The sequence below is a fragment of the Paenibacillus sp. JT22N15 genome (assembly GCF_059383755.1).
Genome location: NZ_JBXENV010000001.1, coordinates 539,378 through 562,293, shown reverse-complemented (window position 1 = coordinate 562,293; position 22,916 = coordinate 539,378). Strand labels below are relative to the sequence as shown.

Below are 22,916 nucleotides of genomic sequence, written 5' to 3'. Positions count from 1 at the left end.
TTCGCTCAATGTCTAGTTAGTTTAAAGTTCTGACAAAAGACATGAGGGCTTTCAGCTTTTCATAAGTGTTGGTTGTCTCTTCATGTCAGGGCTACAGACTTCTCGGAAAGTCGTCTTCTCATGTGTTATAATGGAAAGAATGTTACTTGAGCGGAAGGAAGCGGGTGAACAAAGCTTTGACTAGAAATTACGGTCAGCTATTGAAGCTGTTAGAAGGCAATATCAGGGAGCATATGCAGCAGGTTATTGTCGAGCGCGGCTGGGAATATTTTCGTAAAGGCTATGTTCGAAAAGTGGAGGTGCATGATCAGCATTTGCTGACAGGCGTCGTTGCAGGGTCGGAGCTGTATGCGGTAAGCATTGATGTGATGGATTTTGCATATAGCAGATGTACGTGTCCGTATGGCGGGTTCTGCAAGCATATGTCCGCCGTATTTTTTGCTTTTTGCGATCAAAATCAGGCGCTTCATGGCACTCCGGAGTCTGCGTATCGGCGCCTGACCGGGCTTCAGCCGGAGCCTGCACCGCGGGCGGCTGTCGTTGTGGAGCAGCGGGGGAGAGCAGCCTCTACCCCGGGCATGGATGCGTCTCCTGCAGATTGGCAGGAGTGGATGGAGCAGGAGTATGGCGATTCATGGCGCGTATGCCGCCACTCGCTGCACTCCTTGCAGCCCGTGCTGTCTGCACTCAAAGGCACGTCCAAAGACTGGGATAAAAAAAAGCAGCGCCTGCACTGGATGAATGTCATTTTATTCGTGCTGGATCAGGCGGAGCTGGCGATTAAAGCGGTAGATTCATTCAGCCGCTATTATCACGAAATGTCGTTCGTCCGTATGGCTGAGCCATGGCTGGAGCATTATTATACGCTCGTACTGGAGCTGTCTCCTGCCGAAATGCTGGAGGATGAGCGTGAATGGGCCGATGCGGTTGTTGGATATGCCTATAACCGAGCTCTGCGCAAGGAGCAGCAGCTGTTCGACTGGCCTTATATTTATTTGGCGCTGTGCGGGAAAATGTCGGAAAACCGGGACTGGCAGCAGCGTGAGCTGGCTTCGATGCTCGCATCGGCAGGTGAGCAGACGGAGAACGCTGACGAGCAAGTAAACGACACGTTTATTCATACGGCGATTGCGATGATGTATTTTTTCGATGGGCAGGATGAGGAAGCTTTGGCCCATTTCGGGAAAACGGATTTTAGAGGCTCGCAAAAAATGGTATATACATGCGCAGCTCAGCGGCTGGAAGCAGGCGACTGGGAGCCGTTTGAGGCGTGGATGACCTATCTTTACAAGCAAATTTATGCGATTCGGAGCGGAAGGACAGTGGGACCGTTTCTAACTTTATGCCGCCGCGCGGATACGGATCAACCGGATAATTTGAAATGGACGTCCTACATGACGTCGCTGCTGCCGCATTCTTATTCGGAGCTTACGGAGCATTGGTTTGCGCAGAAAAAATATGAGGAATGGGCTGAGCTGCAAATGCTGATTGGCGCCCAGCCCGATGATTTGCCGATTCAGGATGTGCGCGAGGTGTCGAAGGTGAACCCGCGAGTCATGATGCCGCTCTATCATCAGGCCATCGACAATTGGATCAGCTCGCGCAATCGCCAAGGCTATCGAATGGCGGTGAAGCAGCTCAAAAAGCTGGAGCGTATATATAAAGCCGAGAAGGAAATGGACAGATGGCAGGTTTATATTACGGGCGTCAGCCGTAAATACCAGCGGCTGCGCGCGTTCCAAGAGGAGCTGTGGAAAGGAAAAATTGTGACATGAGAGCATCTATTGGCACTGGAATTTTAACGATGGACGCCTGCTGGATGAAAGCGGAGAGCGGCGAATACCGGATAGCTCTGTTTGCTAGCGACCAGCAGGAGTCGGCGATACGTCTGCGTTCCGTGCTATTCGCTTGGCACAAAGCATCCTGGTACGGCACGGAAGTGGAGGATACCCAGCATGGCGATCGCAAGGCTTTGCTGCTGTCGCCGCTGCTGGCGGTCGATTATTTGTCGCAGCCCAAGCATGCACGGCTGCTGCAGGTAGAGTGGACGGAGCGAGCCCAGCGGCTGAGAGAGCTGGCTTCCCTGATTCGGGAGGCACTGCTGCAAGGCTGGTTTATGCCGGATTGGAGCGGCTGGTCGGAGGAGCAGCGGGCTTGGAAGCTGAATGTGCCGGAAACGAAGACAGGCGGCGAGGCAAGTGCGCTGTGGGAACGGCTTATTCAGGAAGCTGGGCATGCGGGAGATGTTGAGGTGCAGCGCTGGCTAAGCCTGGCGGTAGAAGAGGTTTTGCAGCAGCCGGATAGCTTGGCTGCGGAAGCGTGGCAGAAGGTCGGCACAGCTGCTGGCGGCGAAATCGTCGTTTTGCGCAAAGCGGCCGAGGAGGAAGATTGGCTGATTGCGCTTGGGCTGCGTAAAGATTCGCTGCCGTTTAAGGTGGCTTTGCAGCTCGTGGAGTCGGGCGAGCAGCCGGAATGGACGCTGCGGCCGGCTTTGCAAAGCCGCAGCGGCGGTGCTTGGCTGCCGCTAGTACGCGGCGCTGCCGGAGCATGGGAGCTGGCTGCGGACAGCGAGCCTGAATCTCCGCTTTCGTGGAAGGCGGGGACGGAAGGTTTAGGGCCTGCTGAGGCTGAGGCGAGTCTGCCCGAAGAGTGGCTGCCCCTGCTGCCCGCAAAGCTTGCGAAAGAGGAAGCGAAGTGGGTTAGCGCATTGCCGGGTTGGCAGGATCCGGCAGCAGCCGGACAAATCAAGCTGCGGCTGTCAGACAATGAAGCATGGAGCTTCATGGAATCGGCAAGCTTGACGCTGCTTGACGCGGGCTGTCCCGTGCTGCTGCCAAGCTGGTGGGAAGCCGTTAGATCACGCAAGCTGCGGCTAAAGGCGAAGGTCAAATCATCGGTTGGCTCGGATGCGCAGCCGATGTTCGGACTCGACCAAATCGTGCAATTCGATTGGAAAATGGCGCTCGGCAATGTCGATCTGTCGGAAGCCGAGTTTATGCGCCTCGCAGAGGAAAACCGGCGCTTGATGAAAATTGGCGGCGAATGGGTGCATTTAGATCCGCAGGATGTGGCGCAAATCCGCAGCTGGGTTTCGAAAATGGGCAAGAAAAGCGGTCTGTCCTTCCGCGATGTCATGGAAATGCACTTGATGGGCGGAGCTGTACTGGAGGAAGAGGAGGAGCAGGTCCATGACCTGCGGGCCGAAGTAGAGCTCAATGAACATCTGTCCAGATGGCTGGAACAGCTTCAGCATACGTCGGAAATTCCGCTTATCGACAAGCCGGAAGGTTTCCTTGGCGAGCTTCGTCCTTACCAGCTGCAAGGGGTTTCTTGGCTGTTGTTTTTGCGGAGATTCGGCTTTGGCGGCTGCCTTGCAGACGATATGGGTCTCGGAAAGACGATTCAGTTCATGGCTTATCTCGTTTATGTGAAGGAGCAGCGCGAGCAGCAGCTTAAGCTCGGAGCTTCCTTGGCATTAGCTCACGCGCCTTCGCTGCTTGTATGCCCAACTTCGGTAATCGGCAACTGGGAGAAGGAGCTGGAGAAATTTGCTCCGCAGCTTAAGGTTCATCTTCACTATGGCCCGAAGCGGGAGAAGGGCGAAGCGTTCGAGGAGGCTGTACGTGACATGGATCTGGTCATTACCTCGTATTCGCTGGCCCAATTGGATGAAGAGGATTTAGGCGCCGTATCTTGGGATGCATTATGTCTGGATGAGGCGCAAAATATAAAAAACATTTACACGAAGCAGTCGGCAGCCATTCGCAAGCTGCCTGCAAGGCACCGGGTAGCGCTGACGGGCACACCGATGGAAAATCGGTTGACCGAGCTGTGGTCCATCTATGATTTTATTAATCCAGGTTATTTGGGCGGGATTAATGAGTTCCGCAAGGAAGTTGTCGCTCCAATCGAACGGACGCGGGATGAGAAGATGATCGCAGGCTTGCAGCGCTGGGTGAAGCCGTTCATGCTTCGCCGCATTAAGAAGGACCCGGCTATCCAGCTGTCGTTGCCGGAGAAGTTCGAAGGCAAGACATATATTTCGCTCACGGCAGAGCAAGGCGCGATGTATGAAAATATTGTTTCAGATCTGCTGGAGAAGCTTGATACGCTAGGAGCGATGCAGCGGCGCGGTCTTATTCTGGCTTCCTTGACCAGGCTTAAGCAGCTTTGCAATCATCCCGGCCTGATGGAAGGGGATAACGGCGGAGCGAAGCAGTGGGAGGAAGATCGTTCGAACAAGGTCGCCCGCCTGATGGATATGGTGGAGGAGGTCGCTGCCGAAGGGGAGCGCTGCCTGATTTTTACCCAGTTCGTAGAGATGGGTCATCAGCTCAAGAAGCTGCTGGAAGAGCGGCTGGGTACGAGCGTTCCTTATTTGCATGGCGGAGTGCCAAAAATAAAGCGAGATGAGATGATTCAAGGCTTTCAAAATCCCGAGCAGCCTTGCAGCGCTTTCGTCCTTTCGCTTAAGGCTGGCGGTACGGGACTCAATCTTACAGCGGCCAATCATGTATTTCACTTTGACCGCTGGTGGAATCCGGCGGTGGAAAATCAAGCAACTGACCGCGCCTTCCGGATTGGGCAGACGCGCGAGGTGCAGGTTCATAAATTTATTACGCTAGGCACGCTTGAGGAGAAAATCGATGAAATGATTGAACGCAAGCAGTCGCTGAATGACCAAGTGGTCGGCCAGTCTGAGCAGTGGATAACCGAGCTGTCTACAGATGAGCTGAAGGAATTGTTTGAGCTGCGGAAAAACTGGCTGAAAGGATGAGTGCCAGATGGCGGAAGAGAAGCTGAGAGACCAGCTAACGAAAGTAATGGCCGAGCGCCGCAAGCGCAGCGGCGAAGGAACAGCCGAGGCCGAAGTAGGTCAGTTGCAGGCCCAAGCGCTGGGAGTGGCTTCTAGCGAAGCATGGAGCACAGCTTCAAATGCATCAGGAGACGTGCCTAACGATGCACGAAACGAAGCATCAAGGGCTGAGGAGCTTGGGGCGATTAACCCTTTGCAGCCTTCGGATGATCAGCTGAAGGTGCTTCCTGAGACTAGTTCAGCTGAACAATCGAATGAGGAATGGAAGGCTTTCTATGACGCTGTCAGCCATTATGTTGCGAAGATGCGCGACTGAGCTCAGGGTTGCTTAGCGAAAAAAATGGAAGAAAGGACGGGGTTTATTCCGTCCTTTCTTCCATTTCGTGTATGGAACAGCCTAGATGAATACGCTAGGGCAACAATATCCAGTTGCGGACCCGACTTGGCTTGGCTTAGTTTGTATCGCTAAGCTTAGATTGGAGTTAGCTTAGTTTCAGTCAGAAAGCTCATCAAGCGTCATGCCAAGGCTTGGCGCCATATGCGCGAGAAACCATTCGACCTCGGGCATGCTTAGCGCAGCCAGCGCTTGTTCGGTTTGTCCCCGAGCCACGAGAAATTCGCGATTGCCTGCTGATAATTCATAGAGGCATTTCAAGTAAGCGTCGAGCAAATCAGCGGCTTTCACCATCGCTTGAAGCGTTTGCTCCTCGGGAGAAAGGCTGCCGTGGTGCTTGCCGAGCAGCGGGCCGTAGGTTTTCTGCATAGGCTCAGGAACCATCGCGAGCAGCCGCTCAGCGGCGAGCGCTTCAAGCTCGCGAAAGCTGGCGAGCATGCTAGGATTATGATGCTTGACGGGGGTAGGGATATCGCCAGTGAACACCTCCGTCGCATCGTGAAACAAAGCGAGCGTCACCGCGCGATCGGCATTAAATTGTTTGGCAAAAAACGAATTGCCGATTTCGCATAGCATATGCACGAGCAGGGCAACGCGGAAGGAGTGCTCGGCGACGTTTTCCTTTGTCGTATTGCGCATGAGACTCCAGCGCTCAATATAGTTCAGGCGGTACATATAAGCAAAAAAATGACTGTCCATGAGATGCTGACTCCTTTGTGCGATAAAATAGATATGAAAGCAAAAGACGTTTGCTGTTCTATGCTATTATAAAGGCTGAACGCAAGGGCAGCTAGGCTGCGCCTGCATCTTGATTTTATTTTTATTGAAAATATGGCTTATATAGACTTCTAGAACCTAGCAAAAGAGGGATGGCTTACGAAAGCGTTTGGACTAGCTTTTAACCGTTATTTTGAGCAATGGATGTTCGTTATTATTCCCGTATCGCTAATTGTTGGATTTATATTTGCCGATAGGCTTAGCAGCATGGTGGCGGCCGTGCCTTATTTGTTCGCTTATGTGACATTGACGATGGCGCTTGGCTGCGGGGTGAAGGAGCTTGGTGCGGTCATGAAGAAGCCGGGCGTGCTTGCCTGGACGTTTCTGCTCGCCCATGTGCTCTGTCCGATTATCGCCTATGGCCTTGGGACGCTGCTGTTCGGTGCATCATCGCCTTATGTGGTGGGGCTCGTGCTGTTTACTATTATTCCGCTTGGCGTGTCTACGGTTCTATGGGTCGGCATGTCAGGCGGCAGCGTACCGCTCATGCTCGCAATGGTCGTTATCGATTCGGCATTATGCCCATTTGTCGTGCCGGCAGGGCTCCATTTATTTTTCCAAACGGCAGTAGAGGTAGAGAGTGCGCCGCTGATGCTGGACCTGCTGCTCATCATTGTGCTGCCAACGCTGCTTGGCGTGCTGCTCCATCAATTGAGCCGCGGGCGGCTGCTGGAGCAGGTTAAGCCTGTCGCAGCACCCCTTTCAAAGCTGTGCTTTGTGGCGGTAGTCGCGCTGAATGCAGCGGCAATTGCCCCGTATACCGAGCAGCTTAAGGGCGACCTGTTCAAGCTGCTGCCGCTCGTTGTGCTGCTCGTCTCGCTATGCTACGCTGTCGGCTTTATCGGAACGATGCGTGCAGTAAGCAAAGAGGTGCAAATTACGGTATCGTTTGCGACAGGCATGCGCAACATTTCCTTAGGCATGGTGCTGGCGCTCGGCTATTTCAGCCCGCTGGCTGCTGTGCCGGTTGTTCTGTCTATTATGGTGCAGCAGCCGCTGGCGACGCTCCATCATTTTATTTTGCAAAAGATGCAAAAAAGGAGAGAACACTTAGAGAAATCAATGATTATACGTTAGGGAGGTTTATCATAAGTATGTGACTAGCGAAAATGATACAAGAACGAGACTGTCGGTTTGGTAAAACAGTTAATAACTCATTTCATGTAATACTCATAGGAAGAAGGAGTTTCCAAGCCTAAGGTGATTTTGAGACCTTGGCTTTTTTTAAAATTCATGGCCTAATAAAAAAGCGCTTGCATAAAAATGAATTCATGTGTTATAACCAATTTAGAACAAAATCTAATCGTTTAACATAAAGGAGTGACGGTTTGTCGACTATTAGCATTAAAGACATCGCTGCCAAAGCCCAAGTTTCAACCGCCACAGTCTCTTATGTCATAAATGGCACGCGAAATGTCAGCCGAAAGACGCGCGAAAGGGTCGAGCAGGTCATTGAGGAGATGAACTACAAGCCTAACAATGCGGCTCAGAGCTTGAAGCGCAAGCGGACGAATACGATTGGAGTCATTGCAGAGGATGTGACGGTGTTTAATGTGCCGGAGATTATCGACGGCATCAACGACTGCGCAGATCGCCTCGACATGCATATATTGCTGACCAACCTGCGGCTGGATAAGCGGATAGGCCGCCAGTTCGACCAGGTGGACGCTTACCGCAAATATGCGGAAGATGCCGTGTCCGAGCTGCTTGGCAAGCAAGTGGACGGCATGATTTATATCGGCGCGCATCCCCGTGATTTGACGGGATTGTTCGATACGGAAGGCAAGCCCATCGTCTATACGTATTGCTATACGCAAAACGATGTGTCCATTCAGTACGACGACGAGCAAGCTTCTTTTGAAGCCATCAGCTATTTGACCAGTAAGGGCCACTCCCGAATTGCAATCATCAGCGGGGCGGTGGATTCCATGCCCTCGCGGCTGAGATTGGGCGGTTTCTATAAAGCGATTACGGCATTCGAGCTGCCATTCAATCCACAGTGGATTAAAATGGGCGACTGGGAGGCAGAATCCGGCTACCGGCTGGCGAAAGAGCTGCTGGAGACACCCGAGCCGCCTACGGCTATTGTGGCCATGAATGATGTTATGGCTGTCGGCGTCATGCGGGCCGCGAAGGAGCTGGGCATCCAAATTCCTGAGCAGCTGTCGATTATCGGCTTCGACAACCGCGAATTTAGCGAATATGTAAGTCCAAGTATTACAACGATGGATCTTCCGCTTCATGAAATGGGATTTAAGGCCATGGAGGCGCTGTCGCATATCCTGCAAGGAGAAAAAGTCGAAACGGGCGAGAAGCCTGTCTGCAAGCTGATTGAACGGGATTCAGTAGCTGAGCTTGCCACATGAATAGGTACCCTGATTATTAAAAATGAGTATGACAATAACGGATGGTTGCCCACTACCTGCTGCAATACGGAAGTATATGGTGAAAAACGGTACCATCCGTTACTTTTCAATATAAATCTAAACGTTTAACTTTTGACTGTAAGCGCTTACTAATGTGCAGCTATAATCCGCAAGGATTAAGCATAAAAAACGTTCACGGGGGATGATGGAATGCAAAAAGGGAGATTGGGTATAACCGCAAGCATTTTAGCAGTCACAATGCTGATGGCGGCTTGCAGCAGCGGAAATGGGAATGGAGGGGCCGCACCAGCGAACAGCGGAACGACTGAGCCGTCAGCAGCAGCTTCCGCAGAGACGGTGGCGCCTGCAGCAGACCCGGTCAAGCTGACGCTGTGGACGTTCGTCCAGCAGCATGCAGACTTCTACACGTTTATGGCGGATGAGTGGAACAAAAACAATCCAGAACAGCAAATCGCGCTGGACGCTCAAACGATCCCTTATGATGACATGCATACACGTCTGCTGCTTGCTCTGCAATCGAATGAAGGGGCACCGGATTTGGTCGATATCGAGCAAAGCAAATTCCCGAATTTTATGAAGGGAGAGGTTCAGCTTGCGGAGCTCAATGATATCGTTGATCCAGAAATTCCGAATATCGTTAAATCCCGCGTCGATATTTACAGCAAGGACGGCAAGTATTATGGCGTAGATATGCACGTTGGCGCAACGGTCATGTATTACAACAAGGAGCTGATGGATAAGGCAGGCGTCAACCCGGATGATATTAAGCTGTGGTCCGATGTTGAGAAATACGGGAAAACGGTAGTGGAAAAAACAGGCGTGCCGTTCATCACATTTGAAGGCGCGGGCAACTGGTCATGGTGGCCGGCCATCAATCAGCTGAAATCCGATCAGGTGGGCCCGAACGGCGAAATTACCGTTGATGATCCGCGCAATATCGAAGCGATGACTTTCTTTAAAAAGCTGGTAGATGAAAAAATCGCAGCTGTCTCACCAGGTGTTGGTCATGATACGCCAGAGTACAAAGCCTTTATGAATGGCGGCGGAGCAGCATCGGTATTTATGCCATTTTGGTTTATGAACCGTTTCACGGATGAAATGCCTGATTTGAAAGGCAAAATGATCATTCGTCCAATGCCGGCATGGGAAGAAGGCGGCAATCGTTCAGCAGGCATGGGTGGAACCGGCTTGTCGATTACTGTTCAGACGAAAAATTTGGAGCTGTCCAAAAAATTCCTTGCTTATGCGAAGCTGTCCAAAGACGGCAACATTCAAGTATGGAAGCAGCTTGGCATGGACCCAATCCGTACCGAAGTATGGAGCGATCCAGCAATGGCGGAGCCGAATAAATTTACCGACTACTTCGGCACAGATATTTTCAAAACATTGACTGAAATCAAGGATGAAATTTATCCGGTTAACATTCGCGAGACGTCGCCAGTTGTGTTCGACGCGGTACGTAATGAAATTGTTCCTAAAATATTCCAATTCAATGAAGATCCAGCAACCGTAATTGCAGAAGTCGCAGCTAAGCTTCGCAAGGATACAGGGAAATAATCAATTAATCAATTAACCACAGAGCTAAAGAGCAATTCGAGAGGGACACAGGTTTTTAGCAAGACGCCTGCGCTCGCATGGCTGCCAGTGCTCTAGCCGAGAGGCTGCAACTTAAGCCCGGCTTGCTCAGGCAGCCAGCGCAAGCGCTGCGACTATACAGAAAACGTTAACTATAAGAGACTGCGACGAAATAAAGTACCGCTAATTTCCTCGCAGCTCCTAAGTATGCGCAAGTCGGAGGTGAAATCAGCATGAATGCCAACACGGGCAGGCTCGCCCTTAAGAAGCAAAAAACAGCGCCCAGGCGCATGAATTCGCAGAAGCTTGCTCCCTATTTGTTTATTTTGCCGTTTATCGTCTCGTTTCTGCTGTTTTTCTCATATCCGCTCATTCATGCGGTCATTATGAGCTTTCAGCAGGTGCTGCCAGGCGATGTGAAATTTATTGGCTTAGCCAACTACCGCAAATTATGGAACAGCGACTTTTATCAGGCTTTATGGAACAATTCGCGTTATGTGTTTTGGACGCTGCTTGTGCTCATTCCGCTGCCGCTCACGCTTGCGGCACTGCTGAACTCCAGCATTATGCGGGCGAAAAACTTTTTCAGAGCCAGCTTGTTTATACCGGCTTTGACCTCCATTGTGGTCGCGGGCATTATTTTCAGGCTTATTTTTAGCGAGCTGGATGGGGCCATTATGAATTCCTTCATTTCGCTGTTTGGCCTTTCCAGTCAAAAATGGCTGCTTAGCCCCTCGCTTAGCATGTTCGCGCTAGTCGTGCTCGCCACCTGGCGTTGGGCAGGCATTAATATGCTGTACTTTCTGTCGGCGCTGCAGGGCATTCCGCGTGAGCTGTATGAATCGGCGGACATGGACGGTGCGGGCACGCTGAGCAAGTTTTTCAAAATTACCATTCCGCTCCTAAAGCCGATCACCATTTATGTTTTCACGATTACCATTTATGGCGGTTATGCGATGTTTACCGAAAGCTTTATGCTGTGGGGGAGCCGGGGGTCACCGCAAAATATTGGCCTGACGATGGTCGGCTACATTTATCAACAAGGCTTTCAGTACTTTGATCTAGGCTTTGGTTCAACGATTGGGATTACGCTGCTGGGTATCACCTTGGTCGTTAGCGTCATCCAGCTGAATTTGCTCGGATTTTTCAAAAAGGAGGATTAGGGAGATGGCTGAAAAAACGGGGAATAAAGGGTTCTCCCTCCTGCTGATGCTGTTGTTCGGGGCGTTTGCAGTGCTCGCGCTGTTCCCGCTGTTTGCACTGCTGCTAGCTTCGTTTAAACCAGCGTCAGAGCTGTTTCGTTACGGACTGAATGTGAGGCTGGACTTTGATGTGATGACGCTGGCCAACTACAAAATGATTTTTTCGGGAAAAGGGGGCTCGCAAAATTATTTCGACTGGTATCGCAACAGCCTTGTCATTACGCTCTTGTTTACCTTCCTGTGCCTGCTGCTTTCCTCGATGGTTGGTTACGGGCTAGCGATGTACCGCTTCAAAGGAAGGGCGCTCGTATTTACACTCGTGCTTGCCGTCATGATGATTCCGGTGGAAATTATTATTCTTCCGCTGTATAAGCTGTCGATTGACCTGCTGATCATCAACTCGATTTGGGGCGTTATATTGCCATTTGTCGTAGCGCCGCTGCCGATTTTCTTTTTTCGCCAATTTGCGATTGGGCTGCCGAAGGACTTTATGGATGCGGGCCGCATAGATGGCTGTACGGAATTCGGCATTTTCTTCCGGATTATGGTTCCGCTGATGCTGCCTGCTTTTGGCGCGATGACGATTTTGCAAGCCTTGTTCAGCTGGAACAACTTTTTGTGGCCGGTCATCGTACTGCGCTCAACTGAGAAATTCACCTTGCCGATTGGCTTATCTGGCTTGCTGTCGCCTACGAGCAACAATTATGAGGTGCTGCTTGCAGGCTCGATTATGACGATTATTCCGATTTTGGTGCTGTTCTTATTTTTTCAACGCTTTTTCATAGCAGGACTTACAGTAGGCGGCGTTAAAGGCTGACCATAGATAGAAGAGGAGAGGAAGAGAATGAATAACCAAATGAATGAGCAGCTACAGGAAGGAATCAAGCTAGCGGATCGCTCAAAACCGCTAACCTTGGACAAGGTGAGAATTAGCGACCCGTTCTGGTCCGACTATATTCGGCTTGTGCGCGAGGTGGTTGTGCCTTATCAATGGGAGGCGCTGAACGACCGGGTGCCGGAAGCTGAGCCAAGCCATGCGATTCAAAATTTCAAAATCGCCGCTGGCGAAGCGGAAGGCGCTTTCCACGGCATGGTATTCCAAGACAGCGATGTAGCGAAATGGCTGGAAGCCGTCAGCTATTTGCTGGAAACAGAGCCCGATCCCGCGCTGCAGCAAGTAGCAGACAGCGTCGTGGAGTTGATTGCGAAAGCCCAGCAGCCTGACGGCTATGTAAATACGTATTTTACGGTGAAGGAGCCTGAAAACCGGTGGACGAATTTGGCGGAATGCCATGAGCTTTATTGCGCGGGCCACTTGATAGAAGCGGCAGTCGCCTATAACAAGGCAACGGGCAATGAGACGATTTTGCAGGTAGCCTGCCGTTTTGCAGATTATATTGATCGTGTATTTGGACGGGAACCCGGCAAGCTGAACGGCTATGACGGTCATCAGGAAATTGAACTGGCACTTGTGAAGCTTTACCATGCGACGGGAAAAGACCATTATTTGGCGCTAAGCCGTTATTTTATAGAGCAAAGGGGCGCTAAGCCGTCCTTCTATGAGCAAGAGTGGGAGAAGCGCGGGCGGAAGGTTCATTTTCCACAACTGGACATCGCCCATGATCTGCCCTACAGCCAGGCTCATCTTCCGGTACAGGAGCAGGAGCAAGCGGTTGGCCATGCGGTACGTGTCGTCTATATGTGCACGGCGATGGCCGATTTGGCCGCTGAAACGGGAGATGAAGCCTTGCTGCAAGCGTGCAAAAAGCTATGGGACAACATAGTAGCAAAGCGCATGTACATTACAGGCGGCATTGGCTCGATGGCGGAGGGAGAAGCTTTTACATCAGATTATGATCTGCCGAACGATACGGCTTATGCCGAAACATGTGCCTCGATCGGCCTGATTTTCTTCGCCCACCGCATGCTGCAAATCGAGCCGGACAGCCGCTATGCGGATGTGATGGAGCGGGCGCTTTACAATACGGTCGTCAGCGGGATGGCGCGGGATGGCAAAACCTTTTTCTACGTCAATCCGCTGGAGGTGAATCCTTCACAGCTGGCCGGGAATAAAAATACGCATCATGTATGCGGGCAAAGGCAGGGCTGGTTCGGCTGCGCCTGCTGTCCGCCGAATATCGCGCGTTTGCTGGCTTCGCTTGGGCAATATGTGTACACCGTACAGAAATCAGCCATTTATGTGCACTTGTATGTAGGGGGCGCGGCAACGCTTGAAGTAGCGGATACGGAAGTGCAGCTTGAACAGAAGTCGGCCTATACTTGGGACGGTGAAGTCAGCTTTACGATCAGCACCGCGCGTCCGATTGCGTTTGCGCTCAAGCTGCGTGTTCCGGATTGGTGCGGTGCAGCATCATGGGTCGTTAATGGTGGCGAGCCGCAGCAAATTAACAGCAGTGACATCGACAATGGCTACGCGAAAATCGATCGTGTATGGCAAAGCGGCGATACGGTAGAGCTCGTATTTACGATGCCGATTCACCGGATGAAAAGCCATCCGCTAGTGCGCGAGAATGCCGGCAAAGTGGCTTTGCAGCGCGGCCCCTTCGTTTATTGCTTGGAGGAAACGGACAATGGCGAGCAGCTTTACCAATTGGCGCTGCCTGCGGGAAGCGAGCTTAGTACCGCTTTTGAGCCTGCTTTGCTAGGAGGCATGCAGACGATTTCGGGGCTTGGACAGCGGCAGGTTTCGGACGGCTGGCAAGGACAGCTGTACCGTCATAATGCCGATTGGCAGCAGGAAGCTGCCGAGCTGAAGTTTATTCCGTATTTTGCTTGGGCAAATCGCGGTGCAGGGGAAATGGCCGTTTGGGTGAGAGAAACGATATAGAAGTAAATGGAAGTATAGTTGATAGAAGTATAGTTGATAGAGACCTAGTTGATCCATCCTATAGCGTTCACAGCATGAAATGGTTTGCCGGATGAGGGAGTAATGGTTACTCCCTCATCTTCCCTATTGCCAGCAGCAGGCTAACGGAGTCGCAGCTCTGAGTAATAGGGTCTTTTTTGATGGAAAAAAGCGCTGAGAGGAGGTGGTGTGGGGATTACAAAGCGGCAAGGCGGCACAGCGGCATACCGGCGTACCATACCGGAAGTGCAAGACGCTGCCCCAAGGTGAAACGGCTGTCGCCGTCCTGTGGCGGCGCGGTTCAGTCCGAGAAATATAGAGAAAGTATGGCGAAATCATATACTTTCCTATATTTCAAGAAAATGATGGCTTTTTACATCCTGGGGAGGACAGATGCATTATAAAAATAGGTTCAGGGAGGCTAAACCGCATGACCATGCAATGGCTACCTCGTTCAAGGCAAATGCTTAAGCTGGCAACATCTGTTTTTGTAACCGCTTTAATGGTAATATTGATTCCTCACATCGCTTCAGCTTACACGCTTTCCGACAGCAATTTCAACATTTCCACCGGAACAAACGGAGAAATCAATTCGCTTCGCCTGACGGGAGACACCTTCAACACGCAATATGTGATGAACCCGACAGTAACGCCGAATCAGAACACCGCCGATCACCAGTGGCTGGGCGAGCTCATGTTCAAGTACCGCTTCGGCACAGGAGCTTGGCAGACGGCACTGACACAAAGCTCCACCGATGGCAGAACGCAAAGCCAGACGGGCAACAATGTCACGATTACTTACCAGAATTCGACGAATGCAAATGGCGTCAAAAACTTCAAGCTGGTTAATACGTATTCGCTCGTAAACGATTATTTTTTATGGAAAATCGAACTGACGAATACGAGTACGCAAACGATTGAATTTGGCGACGTCGGTTTGCCATTGCCGTTCAATGAATTTTGGACGGGCGGCAGCAACGAGCAAATTTATGAAACACGTGTGCTTACCCACTCCTTTGTCGGCAACAACAGCTCCTATATTACAGCAGCACGGCCAAGCGGAATTGGCCCTTATTTGCTGATGGTTCCTGATGCGAGCACAGGAGCAGGCTTTGAATACCAGGACCGCTGGAGAGTCGAGGAGCATCCGGGCAGCAAATGGGCGATGGATCAAGGCGGCTGGATTGAAGGCCTTAACGTTTTCTACATCCACTCCAATGTGATCAAAAGCACGAATCGCGGCTATTTGCCGAATACGAGCCTGACGCTCGCACCAGGCGCAAGCAAAACGTATGCATTTAAATTTTTCAAAGTAGCCAACGAAAATGATGTGAAGGATCGTCTTTACAACGAGGGCCATATCGATGTAACGGTCGTTCCGGGCATGATCGTGCCAACGAACCAAACGGCTAAATTCGATCTGCATACGACGAAAACGATCAATTCGATTACAGCGCAATACCCGTCCGATACGACGATTACGTCACTCGGTACAACGGGCACGAATCATAAGCTGTATTCGATTACGATGAACAAGCTGGGACAGAATCTGATAACGGTCAACTATGGAAGCGGGGAAAAGACGGTTCTGCAGTTTTATGCGATTGAACCCGTTGATGCAGCGCTCCAGCGGCATTCCACCTTCATGGTGAACAGCACGCAGTGGAACGTTCCGGGCGATATTCGCGACAAGGTGTTTGACGACTGGATGATGGATACAAACTCCAAACGCAATATTTTCAACGGCTATTGGGGCTGGGGCGATGATTGGGGTTACACCCATGCACAGTTCTTAGCGGAGAAAAATGTTCAAACCCCCGTTGCCTCCGAGGTTACGGCGCTTGACGATTATTTGACGGTCGCTATTTGGGGCAGGCTGATGGCGCAGCATCAGACGGATTATTTGATCCACGACTTCCTGATGCCGGAGCCAAATGACACGCCAACCTACCGCGGCTACGCTTATCCGCATATTTACAACACATATTTCAGCATGTACAAAATCGCTAAGCTGTATCCGAATTTGATTACGTATGATAACCCGAAAAACACCTATCTGCTGCGGGCTTATAACATTTTCAACGCCCTGTACGGATCAGGTGTCGCATACAACTGGAACACGGGCCTAATGGGCGAAATGACGACGCCGGACATTATTAAGGCGCTTCAGGACGAGGGCTACACGGCGGAAGCGAATAATTTGATCGCTAAAATGGCGACCAAATACAATAATTTCGCGAACACGACGTATCCTTACGGCTCAGAGTACAACTACGACAATACGGGCGAAGAAGCGGTTTACACGCTTGCCAAAATGAACAACAACAATACGATGAAAAGCAAAATTAATATGAAAACGCGGGCAGCACGCGGTCATATGCCGGTCTGGTATTATTATGCCGATCCGGTGACGATTACCGGCGAGAACTGGTGGAATTTCCAGTACACGGTATCGCTCGCAGGTTATGCGATGGACGATTGGGTTCGCAATAACTCGACCAACGCAGAAGTTGAGCAGCGTTTGTCCTATGCAGCTAAAATCGCAAACGTCGGCGCGATCAACTCCGGTCAGATCAGCGCCGACGCAGCAGATCTTGGTGCTGTAGCCTGGACGTATCAAGCGGAAAAAGGCAACTATGCAGCACTAGGAGTAGGCGGCGGCGCTTTGCAGAACGGCTGGCGCGGCATGGCGGGAGAAGCAGATCTGGGCTTGTTCGGCGCCATTAAAATTTTGAGCTCCGACGTAGCCGTTGATCCTATTTTCGGCGTCTACTGTTATGGCTGCGATGCAACCGACAATAGCACCAGCTACACGGTTGTGCCGAAGGACGGCGTATTCCAACGCCTCAACCTTATTACTGAGAAATTTGGCATGGAGCTGGAGCGCGACAAAATTGCAACAGCAACGATTACGAAGGCCAAAAACAATGTAAAATTCAATTTGAAAAGCTCGACTTCTGGAACGGCGCATACAACGAAAGTAACGTTCAAAGGCTTGGCAGCTGGCTATTATAATATTTTGGTTAACAATGCTGTAGCTGGCGGAGTAAACGTTTCAAGCAGCGGAGCAGCTGTAATTACCCTCAACATTGGCACGGCTGCAACGTATGACATTGAGCTTGCGCAAGGAACAGCGCCAACGAATACAGCACCGGTTGTAAGTGCGGGCACAGCAGGCACGTTCACGCTGCCATCGCCAGTTGCTCTGGCTGGAACAGCAACGGATGATGGTTTGCCTTCTGGCACTTTGACGAGCGTCTGGACGCTTGTTAGCGGTCCAGGAACGGCTGTATTCGCAAACGCAGCAGCTGTAAATACGACGGCGACGGTGTCGACGGCGGGAACTTATGTATTCAGGCTTACGGCAAGTGACGGCAGCTTGACCGCGAATGCAACGGTTACGCATACGGTTAACCCTGCGGCTCCTTTGCCAGAGGTCATTGTGAACTACTTGTTTAATCAGACAAGCGGAACGACAGCGACAGATTCCTCAGGCAATGGGAAAAATGCAACGTTATCCGGCACGACGGCATGGGTAGCGGGGCATTCCGGCAATGCGCTCGACCTTAACGGCACGAGCGGCTATGCGTCCTTGCCGACGGGCATCGTCAGCGCTGTAAATGATTTTACGATTTCGACATGGGTCAAATTAGATACCATTAGCGACTGGTCGCGCATTTTCGATTTTGGCACAGGAACGAATGCCAATATGTTCTTGACGCCGCGTGCTGGCGGCAGCGGGCTGCGCTTTGCCATTACGTCAAGCGGCAATGGCGCGGAACAGCAGCTTAATGCAACAGCATTGCCAACGGGCGTCTGGAAGCATGTTGCAGTGACGCTTTCGGGCACGACGGGCAGAATGTACGTCGATGGGGTGCAGGTTGCAATTAATACATCGATGACCTTAAAGCCATCAAGCCTTGGCAATACGAATTTGAATTACCTCGGCAAATCTCAATATGGCGATCCGTATTTGGATGGAGCTTTGGATGATTTCAAAATTTACAGCCGTGCGTTAAGCGCTACGGAAATCGGTTCCATATTCAGCGGTTCCTCGCTGGCTGCGGATATTTCAGAGCAAGGCACACTGACGACTTCGCAGGATGAAGCGCAAGGTGTGGACGCAGGAACGGAGTCCAGCGGTGAACAGACAGAGAGCCAGCCTGGTACTGGTACTGGTACTGGTGCGGTGACACCAGCAGCGGCAGTTGGGCTGCATCTGCTTCGGCTTGTCGCACTAAGTGCGGAGGCTCCTTCAGCAACCGAGGCACCGAGTGTTCCTGCTCTTGGTTCAGAGGCTGTTGAAGCGCCTGTTCAATGGGCGCAATACGAGTTTGCCCAAGACTACACGATTAGCAGCATTCGTGTTCATTGGAACGATGGCGAAGGTACGATTAAGCTGCCTGAGCAATATTCCGTTCAATATTGGGACGGCGAGCAATGGCTTGACGTAGGGGAAGCATCGGGTCTTGGCTTGAAGGCGAATGAAGACAATGAAACGAGCTTTACGCCGGTGAAGACGAATAAAATTCGCATTCTTATTCCTGGCGATGAGTCGGTGCTAACTGGTCTCCAATCTTGGAAGGTATTTGGTTATTAAAAGTATGAAATGGCGTTTAGAAGCGAATTTACAATAATAATATATTTGCTTTAGAATAGCCATTGCCCACGTTGAAAAGCGGGGCATAATCCCTATAGGGCTTGCAGTAGGAGAGCTTATCTGTCAAGATAAGCTCCTCGCCGCAGCCATATAGGGATTTTTTTATGAAAAATGCGGGTGCCATTTTTCTATATCTGTATGATAAGATGTTCAGGATGGACGAGGTTTTTTTAGAAAACGGGTGGATGGAGCGAGTGGAGTGAAGGGTTGGTCTGGAGAAACGGAGTGTTCGCTTTTGGTGTGGATTATCTTCCGATGAAGTTTTTATAATTCAGGAAAATCAACACCAACGGCGATCGGAAGACCAACCTTTCGCGGAGCGAAGCACCAGTCCCCCGGTATTATAATAAACGAGTGGCAAAGAACACGAGGAGTGGTTGGCGTGAACAGCTTTCGAAATCGGCTGACGATTATTATGATTTTAATGATTGCTTTATCCGTTACGGCGGCCGGACTTATTATGGCAAATACGTTTAAGCAAAATCATATTAGTGCGTTGGAAGACAATATGGTACGGGAAATGCACATCATTTTGGCGAAAATGGAATGGAAGCAGGGCACGCTGAGCGAGGTGGAGCCTTATTTTACCGAGGAAGCAAAAAGTCTTAAAGGCTTCACCGGCGCCCGAGTCACATTTATTTCCGGTGATGGCGTCGTGCTGGGCGACTCGGATCATGAAGTGTCCACGATGGACAATCACAACAGCCGCTCGGAGGTTGCCGAAGCGCGCGAGGACGGCGTTGGCCGAACGATCAGGAAAAGCGATACGCTGCATCAGAATCTGCTTTATGTGGCGATATTGACGGATAGCAGCAATCCGAACTCCAATGTTATCCGATTGGCCATGAGCCTAAGTGAAGTCGAGCAAAGCATCCGCAACGTATGGACGGTTATTGGCGGCGGGCTGCTGCTGCTGTTTTTGGCTGCTGCCTTTGTCAGCTACCGCATTGCGCTCAGCCTGACGCGGCCGCTTGAGCAAATTACAAGCGTCGCGAAGCGGATTAAAAATATGGATTATCAGGCGCGCGTGGTAGTAGCCAAGCAGGATGAGATTGGCGAGCTTGGCAATGCGATTAACGCCATGGCGGACAGCCTGCAGGTGCAAATGACGCAAATCCGCCAAAATGAAAGCCAGCTGGAAAGCGTGCTGGACAATATGATCAACGGCGTCGTCATGATCGACCGTACCGGACGTTTCGTCCTGATGAACAGACATGCAGAGGAATTGCTCGGCTTCTCGGCACGCGAGCTCGTAGGGCGCCATTACGCCGAAGGCAAGCAGCAATTTGAGCTAGCCCAAATGATTCAGGAGGGGCTGGAGACGCACGAGCATATCCGCGAGGAGGTTACGTTCTATTTTCCCGAGGAGCGGCTGCTGGAGCTGAATCTGGTGCCGATTGAGCAAGAGGGGGAAGAATATGAGGGCATGCTGCTCGTGCTGCAGGATGTGACCGCCATTCGCCGCCTGGAGCGGATGCGCAGCGAGTTCGTAGCGAATGTATCGCATGAGCTGAAAACGCCAATTACGGCGATTAAAGGCTTCGCAGAGACGCTGATCGCAGGAGCTGTCGATGATGCGGAAACGTCACGTTCGTTTCTGCAAATTATTTTTGACGAGAGCGATCGGTTGAACCGGTTGATCGGAGATATACTGGAGCTGTCGAAAATCGAGTCGCGGCGGGTTCCGCTTTATTTTTCACCGGTCAATATGGATGCTTTTATGGATAAAACGCTCAAGCTGCTGGAGGCGGAGGCATCGCGCAAGGTGATTGAGCTGAAAATGGATCTGGAAGCAGGCCTATATATGGAAGCGGATGAAGACCGGCTGCGGCAAATAGTGATGAATTTGCTTTCGAACGGCATCAACTATACGCCAGAGGGCGGGCGGGTGACCGTGAAAATGGAAGGCATAAACGAGGACCATATCCGCATACGTATCAGCGACACGGGAATCGGCATTCCGAAGAAGGATTTGCCGCGCATCTTTGAGCGCTTCTACCGGGTAGACAAGGCGCGTTCGCGCAGTTCAGGCGGCACGGGGCTTGGCTTGTCGATCGTTAAGCATTTGATCGAGCTGCACAAAGGAACGATTTCCGTAACGAGCGAAGTGGGCCGTGGAACGACATTTATTATTGAGCTGCCCGTGCTTCAGCAGTAGCGGTTTCACACTTAGCGCAAAAGGTTTACCACTTCTATATAATTTCATGTTAGAATAAGGTTGAATAAATGCAATAATGCTGGAGGTTACCATGTCGCATAAAGTGCTTGTCATTGAAGACGAACCGACACTCGCTAGGCTTCTGTCATACAATTTGACGCAGGAAGGCTACGAAATTACGGTCGCCGATCATGGTGGAGAAGGTTTGCAAACGGCGCTGCAGCGCAGCTTCGATCTTATTATTTTGGATATTATGCTGCCGGGAATGAACGGCTTCGACATTTTAAATCGCCTGCGTCAAAATGGCCTGCGGACGCCGGTCATTATTTTGACAGCCCGCAATGCCGAGGAAGAAGTCGTGCAAGGCTTGAAGCATGGTGCGGATGACTATATTACTAAGCCGTTCGGCGTTGCCGAGCTGCTGGCGCGCGTATCTGCGGTGCTGCGCCGGACTCAGCTTCAGGACGATAACATGATGCCTGAAACGACAGAGAAGATCATTACAGCGGGCGAGCTGTCGATCTATCCGGATAAGTATGAGGTTGTGCTGGATGGGGAATCGATCCCGCTGCGTCCGAAGGAATTTGAAGTGCTGCTGTATCTTGTCCAGCGGCCAGGCATGGTTATTACGCGCGATGATCTGATGAATGTTGTGTGGGGCTTCGACTACATTGGCGGTCAGCGTACCGTAGATGTGCACGTCAGCTCGCTTCGCAAAAAGCTGGAGCTTGGACAGCAGTCGGTGCAAATCGAATCGATTCGCGGCGTCGGCTATAAGCTCGTTATGCACAAAAAGCTTGTCACACCTAAAAGTTAAGGTGGACAAGCTTTTTTTATCGTTCGTTAGGGACGCGTGCGGCGGCTCGGTGAGGAAGGGCTGTGCTGCGCTGCGTGAAAGGTTTGGCTTACGATCGCCATTGCTGCCCAATTTCTCTAAACAATGCTCCGCATCGTTGAAATTGGGCAGCAAAAGCGAACGCTTCGCTTCTCCAGCTCAAACCTTTCACTCCCCTCCACACCAGCCCCACCTCTCCTCGCGCTCCCTAAAAATCAATAAAAAAAGCAAAGTCTGTAAAGCAGGAAGAGCGAAAGTGCAAAAGACAAAGAGCAAAGAGCAAAGACTAAGAACAAAGAGCAAAAGACTAAGAGCTTAACAACCGAAGACGAAAATGGTAACCCAAAATCAGAGAAGCTATTAGCTTTAGCTGCGGTCCCATTCCAGCATTTTTCGCTGGAACTGCTTGGGGGAGCAGTCGTTGTATTTTTTGAAGGTTTTATAAAAATGGGCCATATTCGGCATGCCAATCCGCTCGCCTACGTCGGCAATGCTTAAATCCTTCGTTAGCAAAATACGCTCCGCCCACTTGATTTTGCGGTAATTGACGTATTCGGTGAAGGAAAGGCCAATCGTTTTTTTGAAAAACTTAACGAAATAATAGTAGCTCATATTCACAATTCGGCACATGTCCTCGACCTGAATGCGCTCGCCCAAATTGTTTTCGACATAGTCAAGGACAGGCTTGAGCCGGATATGGTCAAAATCATCCCGCCTGGCCAGGATGCGCTGGCTATCGCCGCGCAGCATCAGCAGCAGCAGCTGCTTGATCTGGATGCTGACGGCGATTTCATAGCCGGTTTCCTTGTGGGTTGCTTCATGCAGCAGCTTAGTAATTGCTTCGCTTGCCTGCTGCCGGATGGCTTTATTTTCACGAAAAATATAATTGGCGCGGCTCAGTGGATTTTGCGTCTCGGAAAAATAGCGGATATAAGGTATGGTGCTGTTGTCGAAAAAATCCTCGAGATTAAATTGCAGCACTATATAGTCCAGCTTGCCTTTATTGCGGTCGCGATGCAGCTGGCTTGAGCCAAGCACAACAATGTCTCCGCTTTCAAGATCAAAGCTGTCGTCCTCAATATCGATCTTGAGACTGCCATTAATAATATAAATGAGCTCCAGCTGTTTGTGATAATGCCATTTGATCAATTCGCTGGTTGAGCGCTGTGTTCGAAAAATTCGGATAGAAAGCAACGGGTTCTCGTAAGGAACCTGCTCGTTAAAAGCTTCCAAGGGTGCTCCTCCT

General features: G+C 51.0%; 15 protein-coding genes. 13 read left to right on the top strand and 2 right to left on the bottom strand.

Features of this window, described 5'->3' with window-relative positions; genetic code table 11:
* Positions 1 to 164 precede the first annotated feature (164 nt).
* Genes AC50X8_RS02475 through AC50X8_RS02465 form a run of 3 tightly spaced genes read left to right on the top strand, consistent with a single transcriptional unit; the run spans position 165 to position 5,132 of the window.
* A complete protein-coding gene (locus AC50X8_RS02475) occupies positions 165 to 1,775 on the top strand; it encodes an SWIM zinc finger family protein (RefSeq protein ID WP_494878428.1) in 1,611 nt (536 codons plus the stop codon).
* Entirely contained in the window at positions 1,772 to 4,777 is a 3,006-nt protein-coding gene (locus AC50X8_RS02470; protein WP_494878426.1) for a DEAD/DEAH box helicase, read from the top strand. The genes AC50X8_RS02475 and AC50X8_RS02470 overlap by 4 nt, the downstream gene beginning before the upstream one ends.
* A 7-nt stretch (positions 4,778 to 4,784) precedes the next feature.
* Entirely contained in the window at positions 4,785 to 5,132 is a 348-nt protein-coding gene (locus AC50X8_RS02465) for a hypothetical protein (RefSeq protein ID WP_494857941.1), read from the top strand.
* Between the two features lie 177 nt (positions 5,133 to 5,309).
* Here AC50X8_RS02465 and yfbR read toward each other — a convergent pair whose 3' ends face one another.
* Positions 5,310 to 5,909 (bottom strand): 5'-deoxynucleotidase, encoded by a 600-nt coding sequence (gene yfbR, locus AC50X8_RS02460; RefSeq protein WP_494878424.1) that lies wholly within the window; start codon positions 5,907 to 5,909, stop codon positions 5,310 to 5,312.
* 222 nt (positions 5,910 to 6,131) lie between these two features.
* Between yfbR and AC50X8_RS02455 the strand changes: the two genes are divergently transcribed.
* From AC50X8_RS02455 to AC50X8_RS02410, 10 genes are all read left to right on the top strand, one after another.
* Positions 6,132 to 7,064 (top strand): bile acid:sodium symporter family protein, encoded by a 933-nt coding sequence (locus AC50X8_RS02455; RefSeq protein ID WP_494878422.1) that lies wholly within the window; start codon positions 6,132 to 6,134, stop codon positions 7,062 to 7,064.
* A gap of 251 nt (positions 7,065 to 7,315) precedes the next feature.
* Positions 7,316 to 8,353 carry a LacI family DNA-binding transcriptional regulator gene (locus tag AC50X8_RS02450; RefSeq protein ID WP_494878420.1) on the top strand — a complete coding sequence of 346 codons (1,038 nt, stop codon included), beginning with the start codon at positions 7,316 to 7,318 and terminating at the stop codon, positions 8,351 to 8,353.
* Positions 8,354 to 8,563: 210 nt separating this feature from the next.
* The gene (locus tag AC50X8_RS02445) at positions 8,564 to 9,931 is read left to right on the top strand and encodes an ABC transporter substrate-binding protein (protein WP_056030245.1); all 1,368 of its coding nucleotides are present in this window, start codon (positions 8,564 to 8,566) and stop codon (positions 9,929 to 9,931) included.
* 251 nt (positions 9,932 to 10,182) lie between these two features.
* Entirely contained in the window at positions 10,183 to 11,112 is a 930-nt protein-coding gene (locus AC50X8_RS02440; RefSeq protein WP_056030242.1) for a carbohydrate ABC transporter permease, read from the top strand.
* Between the two features lie 4 nt (positions 11,113 to 11,116).
* A complete protein-coding gene (locus AC50X8_RS02435) occupies positions 11,117 to 11,968 on the top strand; it encodes a carbohydrate ABC transporter permease (protein WP_494878418.1) in 852 nt (283 codons plus the stop codon).
* Between the two features lie 27 nt (positions 11,969 to 11,995).
* On the top strand, positions 11,996 to 13,999 hold the full coding sequence (locus tag AC50X8_RS02430; RefSeq protein ID WP_235533042.1) for a glycoside hydrolase family 127 protein: 2,004 nt from the start codon (positions 11,996 to 11,998) through the stop codon (positions 13,997 to 13,999).
* Between the two features lie 205 nt (positions 14,000 to 14,204).
* Positions 14,205 to 14,336, top strand: coding sequence for a hypothetical protein (locus tag AC50X8_RS02425; RefSeq protein ID WP_268795402.1), 132 nt, complete (start codon positions 14,205 to 14,207; stop codon positions 14,334 to 14,336).
* Positions 14,337 to 14,447: 111 nt separating this feature from the next.
* Complete coding sequence (locus tag AC50X8_RS02420; protein WP_494878415.1) at positions 14,448 to 18,617, top strand: DUF5695 domain-containing protein; 4,170 nt, start codon at positions 14,448 to 14,450, stop codon at positions 18,615 to 18,617.
* 442 nt (positions 18,618 to 19,059) lie between these two features.
* Positions 19,060 to 20,835 carry a two-component system histidine kinase PnpS gene (gene pnpS / locus AC50X8_RS02415; protein ID WP_155972778.1) on the top strand — a complete coding sequence of 592 codons (1,776 nt, stop codon included), beginning with the start codon at positions 19,060 to 19,062 and terminating at the stop codon, positions 20,833 to 20,835.
* Positions 20,836 to 20,926: 91 nt separating this feature from the next.
* Positions 20,927 to 21,652, top strand: coding sequence for a response regulator transcription factor (locus tag AC50X8_RS02410; protein ID WP_056030237.1), 726 nt, complete (start codon positions 20,927 to 20,929; stop codon positions 21,650 to 21,652).
* Positions 21,653 to 22,036: 384 nt separating this feature from the next.
* Here AC50X8_RS02410 and AC50X8_RS02405 read toward each other — a convergent pair whose 3' ends face one another.
* Complete coding sequence (locus AC50X8_RS02405) at positions 22,037 to 22,903, bottom strand: AraC family transcriptional regulator (protein WP_494857958.1); 867 nt, start codon at positions 22,901 to 22,903, stop codon at positions 22,037 to 22,039.
* Positions 22,904 to 22,916: the final 13 nt, after the last annotated feature.